This is a genomic window from Corynebacterium sp. (assembly GCF_043426755.1).
Taxonomy (GTDB): domain Bacteria; phylum Actinomycetota; class Actinomycetes; order Mycobacteriales; family Mycobacteriaceae; genus Corynebacterium.
In genome coordinates, this window is sequence record NZ_JBHWRP010000080.1 from 1 (window position 1) to 9,968 (window position 9,968).

Below are 9,968 nucleotides of genomic sequence, written 5' to 3' on the forward strand. Positions count from 1 at the left end.
CCGTTGCTGCTGCCTGCGTGCTCAGCAGGCACCGACGCGAACCCTGCCGCTGTCGTGACCGAGATTGCTACTGAGGTCGTCGAGCCAGAGCCTGAAGTTGAGACAGTAGATGCGTTTCATTTTGAATCCGGCACTTTGGAACTTGGGCCATTCGATCCGTTCGAGGTCTACCCGGACGTCTTCGACCCCTGCCAGGAGATCTCTGATGAAGAATTCGCGAAAGTAGGGTTCAAAACTGATGGAGTGACGTATCCGCAGCACGAGGGGACTAATCTCGGGTGCCATTTGCATCCGATCGAAGGAACTTCCCAGTTCGCTACTTTCGTTACAGGAAATATTGTTCCTGGAGAACGAATTTTCGAGCAAGCAGAAGTTTTAACCGATCAGCAGTCAGACTATTATCCCGACATGCTGTTTTTCAAGGTCGACTCTTCCCTAGGCAACAATTGTAGTGCTGCGGTTTCGACCGTTCGGGGGCATTTCATTGCGGGATCCGCGGACTCTGTAAAAAGCAGAGAGACTCAGGCACATTGTCAAACTGCTAAGGAAATTATCGAAAAACTACTAAGGAGCTAATAATGACTTTCGGGGGACAAGATCTAAATATCATTCCACATGATGTAGCTGCGGCTATCGCTAAGCTAGCGGCACCGATGAACGAATTCGCCACCCCAACGATTTTGTTCGAACTACCAGACTTTTCCGTCTTCACCTCCGTGTCTGGTTTAAAGGAGATGGGTGACTCACACGGTCGGGTCATCGATGACAACGGCACGCAATCACGACAAGCGTTTGCTAATCGCTTTTCCAATATTGCAGCCCAACTACGCCAAAACCTCGTCGATGTCATCGACGCAGACTCCAACATCAGCGGGTTAATCGGTGCAGTCGGCCTACGATCCGACGGGGCGGAACTACTGACCAAGAATCACGTGGCCGATATCGTCGATACCGAAACAACACCATTTGCAATCACCCCACCAGGTGTTGCCCACCCAGGCTCACTACCAGCACTAGCCGCCCAATACAGTGCCACCAACTACGGCGTGCCCACATCGATGACAGGTCATTGGGAAGCACTCTCAACAAAAGTCGCCAACGCAGCTGACTCACTCAACAGTGTGATCGCCGATTTAGACAGTTCCGCAGACACCCAAGCAATCGCCAATGCGATCACCACCATCCACGCCCTCCAACAAGCTGGGGCTGTGTTTGCCGCCAACACCACAACAATGGGTGCGACCACCACCAACCTGGGCACCGGCAGCCTAGCATTAGGCCAACAAGTCATGGCGGCTGCCAAAGCCCACGCGATTCTTGCTGCAACCCGCCCGGATGCCGCTGCAGCGTTCGAACAGGCCTACCTGGCCTCCTATCCGGCGACTGTTGCTGCAGCACTCCCGCCAGCGATCCCACCCATTACCCAACTCTTGCCCTCCGCACTCGACCCGTCTGGGCTGTCTGCAGGAGGAGTGGGTTCGGTTGGTGAATCAGGAGGTGCTCGCCTGAACGAGTGGCAGGACATGCCACTGCCCTCGGTCGTTCAAGAAGCGATGGAACATATCGGTATGGCTGAACAGGCCCGGATGCGAAGCCCTCAGCAGTTAGCTGAAGAATTTAAGCGGGCGGGTATGGATGACCTCAACGCGCTTGTGGCAGGAGCAACCCCGACCACAACCGCATCTGTTGCAGCCCCGAGCATGCCGCCAACTCTCAACCCGGGAGCGCAACTTGGGCCTGGTAGTCCAGGTGCCGCAACACCTAGTGCCAGTGCGTCAGGGCCTGTTCCGCAGATCAACCCAGCCGGTGTAGGTGCAGCCAGTGTCCCAACCACTACTGCTGGTGTGGCTTCTCGCCCTGGCGGTGTAGGTACCAGCGGGGCTGGCCATGGCCTGGGTACCGCGGTGCCTGGCAGCGTGACAGGATCTGGGCGTGGGGTGGGAAACACTAATCATAGCCGTGCAGGCGCAGGGCGTACCGGGATCGGGGCACCCGGCATGTCAGGAATCAGCGGCGGATACGGAACAGGTGGTTTTACCTCAGGTGGGCGCGGCCTGACTGGTTCCGGCAGCATGCCAGGCGCGCGCGGCCTCGCAGGTTCGGGCAGCATGCCGGGTGCGTCGGGGATGTCTGGTTCGCAAGGAGCTCTCGGTGGGGCTGGCCCGCATGGTGCGGTAGGAAAACCGGCGCCGCACGCAGCTCCAGGTGCTGGCTACGCCGGCGCCGCTGGTCAGGGCGGCAGCAATGCTCGTGGTGGGGTGCCGATGGGTGGGATGATGGGTGCCGGCCGGGGCGGGACCCAACGCGGTGGAACGTCGAATTCCGTACGCGGGATTAAAACCAGCGCGGTGGAACGCGAAGGCAACCTCAAGGCACTCCTGGGTGAGGGCCCTGAGGTGATTCCGGGTGTGATCGGCGCATGGGTCCGCGAACCACGCACCGACCGCTAAAGACACTGAGCACCCAGACCCAGATACCGCGTGCTGAAATTTAGGCGCGCTCGACTGGGTTGCCCAAGGTGCCCAAGCCTGGGATTTCTACCTCAATGTAGTCTCCAGGTACCATGGCGGCGGTTCCTGCTGGGGAGCCAGTGCAGATCACGTCACCAGGCAGCAAGGTCATCGACGCCGTGATGAACTCAATGATCTCCCCAAAGTCCATGATCATCTGCTCAGAGTTGGAATCCTGCAAAGTCTTGCGCTCGCCATCGTGGGTCAGGTGCGCCTTGATCGGCAGGTTGTCCAGCTCAAACTTGTCTAGGTCCGTCTCAATCCACGGGCCCAGCGGGCAGAAAGTATCGATGCCCTTCGCGCGCGCCCACTGGTGATCAGCAAACTGCAGATCACGCGAAGACACATCGTTGACAATGGTCACGCCGCGGATCACGCTACGCCAGTCTTTCGCCTGCACATTCTTACACGGCGTGCCGACGACCAGCGCCAACTCCCCTTCAAACTCCACCTTCGTGGCAAAATCCGGGATCTTAATAGCTGCCTCAGGACCAACGACGGCTGTCGGCGGCTTCAAGAACAGAGTTGGCGGCAGGTGCTCGGCCGACTCCTTAAAGACCTCCATAACGTGGTCCGCGTAGTTGCGGCCGATGGCCACAATTTTGCTGGGCAGCATCGGCGCCAGCAAACGGACCTCATCCAAGTCCCACTGCTTCCCCGTGTATTCAGGTTCAGTGAACGGGGTTCCTGCAATTTGTTTGGCGGTCGTCGCGTCATCATCGATAACTGCGAACGTCATTCCTTCTGGTGTGGCAATTCGTCCAAAACGCATGTGCTGTAGCTTACACCACCACTACCGTTGCTCCTGATGGGCGGTGATCGCCAAGTACACCTCCGCGCACGCAATCGCGTCGGTCAACGCATTGTGATTCCTGTAGGCCGGCAACCCGTAACGCTCACGCACCCGGGCCAGCCGCAGATCCTCGCCGCGCGGATACGTAGCCATGCGCTCCATGTGGCGGCGTTCCATCGCAAAGGTGTCCACCACTTCGTCCTCGTGAAACTTCCAGGCAGAACCATGCACGCGTTTATGCAGCTGCGAAAGGAAACCAGTTTCCATCTGCGCGAAGTGCGCCAGCAGCCGCCTGCCTTCTAGCGCTTCTTGTACCGCCGCGAGCACTTCCTCTGCCGGACGCCCTTCGCGTGCGACATCATCATCGGTCACGCCGTGAACAGTGGCCGAGTCCCCCACCACTGCACCTTCCACGACGAAGTATCCAGCCTTGCCCAGCTCAATCACACGGTCAGTCACCGGCACCCACCCCACCGACACCAGCTGGTCACGGCCGGGTTTCAACCCCGTGGTTTCCACGTCGATGGCAAGGAAGTGGTCGTCGATAAGCGTGCGCTTGGCCCCACGCTGAAACAGGCCGAACATCAGATCGTCCTCACTGGGTATTTCGATGCCAGTGCGTTCTGCATCGACTTGACCACACCAAACGCGTCGCGCAAATTATCACGATCGCGCGAGGACAACTTGCTCGGCTCAATCCTGTAATCCGGGGTCTCCCCCGCCCGCACCTGCGCGGCCTGGTGGCGCACGGTCAGTGTCTGCAGGTACGCAAACGCGTCGAGCAGCTCGTTTGCACCCTTCGTCGATACGCTATCGCCGGACGCGGCTTCCAAACGCGCACGCGTATCGACGACGGTCTGGCCCGCCACGATCGCGTACAAGCGCGCCATCTGCACAATTGCGGCGGTGCCACCCTTTTTGATGTCCAACGTGGAGGCATACTCCCCGGAACGCTCCACGACGAAACCGCGGAAAAATCCGATGGGTGGCTCGCGCCGTGCCGACAGCGCCGCCAAATGCGCATGCAGGCGGCGCGAACGTGCAGCCGCACGCACCGCGTTCTCATGCACCTGCTCTGCCAAAGATTCATCACCGGCGATCGCACGCATATCGAAGAAGATCTGCGCGTTAAGCAGGGCTTCTGCCTCAGGTGCTGTCACCCACCCGGTGAAGGTCTCGTTCCATTGGCTGACGGTCATCCGCCAGCTCGGGTTGGAGGCCATCATGTCACCCGGGCACAATTTCTGGCCGGCAGCACCAAGTCCCTCGCACACAAAGCGTGTGAAGTCGGCGAAGTACTGTCCGTGGGCGGCCACCGCGAAAGAATCAGCCAGCACCAGCGCATTGTCTTGGTCGGAGCCTGGGCCCATCTCCTTGCGACCTTGGGATCCCACCGCAACGAACGCATAGGGAATCGGGGTCGGGCCGAACTTCTCTTCCGCAAGTTCGATGAGGCGACGGGCAATCGTGTCGGCCACACTGGTCATCAGACGATGTGCTTCTTCTGCACTGGCGCCACGGTCGAGGAACTTAGAGGCAACCTCGCCGGCACGTTCAAAAGCACCACTCAGTTCCTCCAAGTCGGCGCGCGCAAGATCGGCGGCCAAGTAGATCGGATCGGTCTGCAGCTGGCGGAATATGTCACCGCTGGTCAAGATGCCATCGACGCTGCCCGTGGCCCCAATGACGGGGAGGTGGTGTACGCCAAGCTCACTCATCACCAGCATCGCCTCAAAGGTGAGCACCGATGAGTCGATGGTGCGCGGATTCCTTGTCATCACCTCAGAGATGGAGGTTTGTACAGGCAGCGCTTGGGCCACCACGCGCGTGCGCAAATCCTTGTCGGTCAGGATGCCGACGATCGCCTCACCATCGAGCACGATGATGCTGGACACCCGCCCCTGCGTCATCATGGAGGCGGCCTCCTGCACGGTCGTCTCCGGGCCACATGTCAGCAGAGACTGACTGCTGACCAGCTCCGCGATCGGGGTGCGCAACACCTCCGCGGTGGCGTCGTCGCGAATTTCATCAGCGGCGGCGCGGACCCGGTGCGACTGCGTGGTGAAGTACCGCTCAAGGTCAGGGTGCTCGTCGATAAGCGAAGTGAATGTCGCGCGGGGAATCGTCAGCAACAGGCTGTCTTCCACCGCGACCATGCGGTACAGCGATTCGGGCTCACCCACCAGAGTGGAATAGCCGAAATTGCGGCCCGCGTCACGACGATCAAGCAGCAACCCGTCCTCGCTGACGATATCGACGGCCCCGGAGCGGATCACGTACAACGTGTTGTTCACGCTGCCGAGCGGTACGATCTCATCGCCGCGGCGGACATAAATAATGCCCATCTGTCCGGGCAACGCATCTAACGTCGCTTCCGGAAGATAGGCAAAGGGTTCGTGGTCGGCGAGGAAGCCGCGGACCTCGTCGAGTTCAACAGTCATAGGGTCACATTAGCGTATCTGTGACCCCTCTAACAGTAAAACTGGATTACTGGTAGGACACGAACCATGGACGCGGATCCACGGTTTCGTAGGTCTGCTGCGGGGTAAAGGTTGGGGTGTCTTCATCGATGAAGTTCTTCCACGCCATGAACCACTCGTCGGAAAGCCCCTCGCGCAGCGCATTCCAGGTCTCAAACTTCAGATCCGGAGTGCCGTGGCCATCGGCATGCAGCACGAACGCCAGCTCAGGATGGGAAGTGTCCACCTGGTCGCGGTCGCGCACCATCTGGTGCTGGAACTGGTGCACCACGAAAGCCTTCTGCGGCAGGTTATTCTCGCGGGTCAGATCCGCCAGCCACTGGGAGACCTCGTTGATCTCTGCTGCGGTAGTGTTACCGATGCGCTGCATCGGCAGCTCGTCTGGGCCAATGCGCCACTCTGGGTCGATCGCAAGACCAACGTTCGGCCGCTTCAGAAGCTCTTCGTAACGCTTCGCTTGGTCCAGGAAGGTGGCGCGGCCCGGCTGCAGGTCAAGTACGGCGTAGCCGCCGGCCTCGGTGATCGCGTCGATATAGCCGATGAAGTCCTCTACCGCACCTTCGTTGGAGTAGTCGCCGTCCTCACCCGGGAATTCGGAGGCCACCGTCACGATGATCTCAAACGCCGGGATCACAGGCTGGTCCTCAAACTGCTGGTACTCCTCGATCATCGGCTTCAGTCGCTCCACTGCCTCAGCCGGGGGCTGCTCGCCCATCAGACCCAGCGCATCACCGGATGGGTGCCCATATAGTGCAATCATCCGACGGCCTGGGAAGACCAGCCCGCCGCCGCCTGGAAGCTCGCCATTGTTGGCCAGCTCGACGCGCTCCGCGTAGTCCTCGTCGGAGCCCCACTGCGCCCCCAGCGCGATGGTGTCCTGCTCGGTCACGGTCTTCATGGACTCAGAGGTCATGCGCGGATCCGCGTAATCGAGGACCTCGATGTCAGCGCCGGCCGCGTTCGCCGTTGCGGCCGCAGCCAGGGAGGTCACGTCGGTGGCGAACATCGGCGGCATGGCAAGATCCCGCTCTTCGCCCGGCTCCAGCGCCACGATCTCCGTGACAGCATCGGACTCAGCCGGGACGGTTACCGGCTCTGTTGCCTCCAGCTCTTCGTCGGCATCCTCGCCGCTGGCCGGCACGTTGATGACGCGATCCGCGCCCAGGCGTTCGATCTCCGCGTCCACAGCCTCATCGGTGCCGGAGTGGCGAACAAGCATCGGTGCGCCCAGCTTGACTGCGATAGCCGCAGCGTGCAGTTGGTCATCGCGTTTCGACGAAGCGACCACCACGGTGTCAGATTCCTCGAAGAGGCGCTCAGACACTTCGACGCCGGTCCCATCTGAGTCTTCCAGAACCTCTGGGCCATTGGTCTCCAGCACGGGGCGGCCATCAGCGCTCTGGCCGTCAGCGCTGCCATTGGTACCAGGTCCTGCACCGTTGCCATCGCTGCTACACGACGACAGAACGAGGGCACTAGACAGGGCGAGGGCGGTTACTCCGAGAGCGCTGCGGGAAAGTCGGCGCATGTCAAACCTTTCAATGGGAAATCAATGACAAAACAAAAGCACCCTTGCCGTGTACATTAGCAAGGGCGCATAAGACAACGGTGGTTACAGCCTACTGCAACGCAGCCGCGATCCGGTCACCGACCTCCGTGGTCACCACAGCAGCATCGGTACGCGCGGACACATCGGCGGACACTGCTTCCTCGATACGCACCGCATTGTCCTCGTCGCCAAGCCAGCGCAGCATCATCGCGACCGACAAGATCATCGCGGTCGGATCCGCGATACCCTGCCCAGCAATGTCTGGGGCGGACCCGTGCACCGGCTCGAACATCGACGGGTTGGCCTTGGACGCATCGATATTGCCCGAAGACGCCAAGCCCACACCGCCAGCAACAGCACCGGCCAGGTCCGTAATGATGTCACCGAACAGGTTGTCCGTAACGATCACGTCATAGCGCTGCGGGTCTGTCACCAGGTAAATGGTGGCCGCGTCGATGTGGTTATAGTCCACCTCTACCTCTGGGTACTCCTTAGCCACATCATTGACGGTGTTCTGCCACAGGGTGCCCGCGTTGACCAGAACGTTGGTCTTGTGCACCAAGGTGAGCTTCTTGTTCCGGCTCATCGCCGCCTCGAACGCGTAGCGCACAGTGCGCTCCACTCCGAAGCGGGTGTTCTGAGAGACCTCGGAAGCCACTTCGTGCGGGGTGCCCTGGCGCAGAGTACCGCCGTTCCCGCAGTACAGACCCTCCGTTCCCTCGCGGACCACGACAAAATCAATATCGCCGGGGTTGGACAGCGGGCTCACCGCGGTTGGGTACAGCTTGGAAGGGCGCAGGTTCACGAAATGATCAAGCTTGAAACGCATCTGCAGCAGCAGACCGCGCTCAAGAATGCCCGGCGCGACCTTGTCTGGGTCGCCAATGGCGCCGAGCAGGATGGCGTCGTGCTCGCGCAGGCTGGTCAGGTCATCGTCGGTAAGCAGCTCGCCGTTCTTGAGGTAGCGGCGTGTGCCTAGGTCATAGACGGTGGTTTCGACATCGTCTCGTACGGCGTGGAGGACCTTGAGGCCCTCGGCCATGACCTCGGGGCCGATACCGTCGCCACCAATGACTGCAATCTTCATCTTTCAGGAAGTCCTTTCAACCGTTGTCACCATAGGTTTTATTGTCCAAAGCTTAGCAGCAGCGTCCCTGTGGGTTCGCTTCTTGGTGTGCCCAGCGGCGTTTCCAGTATTCGCGCTCGGAGGGCACCTCTGTCCCTGGGTGGTGTGTGGCGAGGTGGGCGCAGTATTTCTTGTAGTCGTTGTCCCCCATCAGTTCTTTGAAGTACCAGGAAATGGAGGCCGTTGCTTTCACTAGGGCGTGGACCATGGTTAGTTTTCTCCTGTACTGCCTTGTTCGATGCCGAGGGTGTTCATCATCTGCTTTTCTTCCTTGGTGGCCGTGAGGCCGCGTGGGACGAAGGTGCGCGATGGGATGTCTGGCTCTTCGGTTGTCTCAAGTGGGGTTCCGGCGGACCTAGCTCTCATGGCTTGGACAGCGACGGCGAATGCCGCTCCGACGACGATCAGTACCAGTACAGCGAATACGACGGAGAGGATGCCCTGGATCATGGTGTTGCGCACCACTGCGGCGATGGCCTCTGGGCTGGAGGCTGTGCCGAATTCGGTTAGGCCTTGTTGTTGGGCTTCGCGGAAGCGGGCGTGCTGAGCGAAGTAGCCAATGGATGGGTCTGAGTGGAAGATCTTTTGCCAGCTGGCGGTCATGGTGACGACGAGGTCCCACACCAGCGGTACTGCTGGGATCCACGCCCATTTGTACAGGCCCTTCTTGATGAAGATGACGAAGACCAAGCTTAAGGCCATCGCTGCTAGTAGCTGGTTAGCGATACCGAACAGCGGGAACAGCACGTTGATGCCGCCAAGCGGGTCGGTGACCCCCATAATGAGGATTGCGCCCCAGAGGAAACACACGAAGATCGTGGAGATCCAGTGGCCTAATGTCCAGTTGGGGTCTTTGAATTTGCGCAGGCCTGGCACGTTGCCCAGGGTGTCGGTCATCATAAAGCGCGCCACGCGGGTTCCGGCGTCGACGGTGGTCAGGATGAACAGAGCCTCGAACATGATCGCGAAGTGGTACCAGAATGCTTGGAGTTCGGGGTGCCCGAAGAGGTCGGTCATGATTTCGCTCATCCCATAAGCCAAAGTCGGGGCGCCGCCGGTGCGTGAGACGATGGTGGCCTCCCCGATCGCATTGGCTGCCGCGTCGAGCTCCGCGGCTGTGATCGGTGTTCCTGGCAGGTCGAGCGTGCCGACGAATTCTGCCGCCCCTTCTGAGGTCCCGCCGGTGGCGGCTGCTGGTGCGTTCATGGCGAAGTACTTGTGGCGGTCAATGACCACAGCGGTGATCAATGCCATGATCGCCACAAAGGACTCCATGAGCATTCCGCCATAGCCGATGGAGCGCATGTGCGATTCTTTCTCCAGCAGCTTCGGGGTGGTTCCTGAAGAGATCAGGGCGTGGAAGCCAGAGAGCGCACCACAGGCGATCGTGATGAACAGGAATGGGAACAGGCTTCCGGCGAATACGGGGCCGTCACCGTTGATGGCGAAGGAGGTAATCGCCGGCATCTGTACCTCGGGCCGCTCAATGACGATGGCGACCGCCAGGAGG

General features: G+C 60.1%; 9 protein-coding genes. 2 read left to right on the plus strand and 7 right to left on the minus strand.

Annotated features, from left to right (window positions below; all coding sequences use genetic code 11):
* Together ACHFGA_RS08040 and ACHFGA_RS08045 are read left to right on the plus strand one after the other, a co-directional pair.
* A partial coding sequence (locus ACHFGA_RS08040) for a DUF3558 family protein (protein ID WP_394281880.1) occupies window positions 1–576 on the plus strand: 576 nt, incomplete at its 5' end.
* A 2-nt stretch (window positions 577–578) separates the two neighbouring features.
* Entirely contained in the window at window positions 579–2,450 is a 1,872-nt protein-coding gene (locus ACHFGA_RS08045) for a hypothetical protein (RefSeq protein WP_394281881.1), read from the plus strand.
* A gap of 40 nt (window positions 2,451–2,490) precedes the next feature.
* On the opposite strand, the gene ACHFGA_RS08050 is transcribed toward ACHFGA_RS08045, so the two are convergent.
* The 7 genes from ACHFGA_RS08050 to ACHFGA_RS08080 all read right to left on the minus strand — a co-directional run.
* Entirely contained in the window at window positions 2,491–3,282 is a 792-nt protein-coding gene (locus tag ACHFGA_RS08050; protein ID WP_394281882.1) for a fumarylacetoacetate hydrolase family protein, read from the minus strand.
* 21 nt (window positions 3,283–3,303) lie between these two features.
* A complete protein-coding gene (locus ACHFGA_RS08055; RefSeq protein ID WP_394281883.1) occupies window positions 3,304–3,888 on the minus strand; it encodes an exonuclease domain-containing protein in 585 nt (194 codons plus the stop codon).
* Window positions 3,888–5,744 carry a DUF294 nucleotidyltransferase-like domain-containing protein gene (locus tag ACHFGA_RS08060; protein WP_394281884.1) on the minus strand — a complete coding sequence of 619 codons (1,857 nt, stop codon included), beginning with the start codon at window positions 5,742–5,744 and terminating at the stop codon, window positions 3,888–3,890. Before ACHFGA_RS08060 ends, ACHFGA_RS08055 begins: the two co-directional genes overlap by 1 nt.
* A gap of 46 nt (window positions 5,745–5,790) precedes the next feature.
* Window positions 5,791–7,311 (minus strand): cell wall-binding repeat-containing protein, encoded by a 1,521-nt coding sequence (locus ACHFGA_RS08065; protein WP_394281885.1) that lies wholly within the window; start codon window positions 7,309–7,311, stop codon window positions 5,791–5,793.
* Between the two features lie 91 nt (window positions 7,312–7,402).
* A complete protein-coding gene (locus ACHFGA_RS08070; RefSeq protein WP_394281886.1) occupies window positions 7,403–8,419 on the minus strand; it encodes a 3-isopropylmalate dehydrogenase in 1,017 nt (338 codons plus the stop codon).
* A 52-nt stretch (window positions 8,420–8,471) separates the two neighbouring features.
* Entirely contained in the window at window positions 8,472–8,666 is a 195-nt protein-coding gene (locus ACHFGA_RS08075; protein ID WP_394281887.1) for a YbdD/YjiX family protein, read from the minus strand.
* Between the two features lie 2 nt (window positions 8,667–8,668).
* The coding region (locus tag ACHFGA_RS08080; RefSeq protein ID WP_394281888.1) for a carbon starvation CstA family protein at window positions 8,669–9,968 on the minus strand (1,300 nt) is incomplete at its 5' end.

What these genes read in the sequence shown, in the direction of transcription:
- ACHFGA_RS08075 (WP_394281887.1), bottom strand. Translation starts at nt 8,666, where the DNA reads ATGGTCCACGCCCTAGTGAAAGCAACGGCCTCCATTTCCTGGTACTTC.
- ACHFGA_RS08045 (WP_394281881.1), top strand. Translation starts at nt 579, where the DNA reads ATGACTTTCGGGGGACAAGATCTAAATATCATTCCACATGATGTAGCT.
- ACHFGA_RS08065 (WP_394281885.1), bottom strand. Translation starts at nt 7,311, where the DNA reads ATGCGCCGACTTTCCCGCAGCGCTCTCGGAGTAACCGCCCTCGCCCTG.
- ACHFGA_RS08055 (WP_394281883.1), bottom strand. Translation starts at nt 3,888, where the DNA reads ATGTTCGGCCTGTTTCAGCGTGGGGCCAAGCGCACGCTTATCGACGAC.
- ACHFGA_RS08050 (WP_394281882.1), bottom strand. Translation starts at nt 3,282, where the DNA reads ATGCGTTTTGGACGAATTGCCACACCAGAAGGAATGACGTTCGCAGTT.
- ACHFGA_RS08060 (WP_394281884.1), bottom strand. Translation starts at nt 5,744, where the DNA reads ATGACTGTTGAACTCGACGAGGTCCGCGGCTTCCTCGCCGACCACGAA.
- ACHFGA_RS08070 (WP_394281886.1), bottom strand. Translation starts at nt 8,419, where the DNA reads ATGAAGATTGCAGTCATTGGTGGCGACGGTATCGGCCCCGAGGTCATG.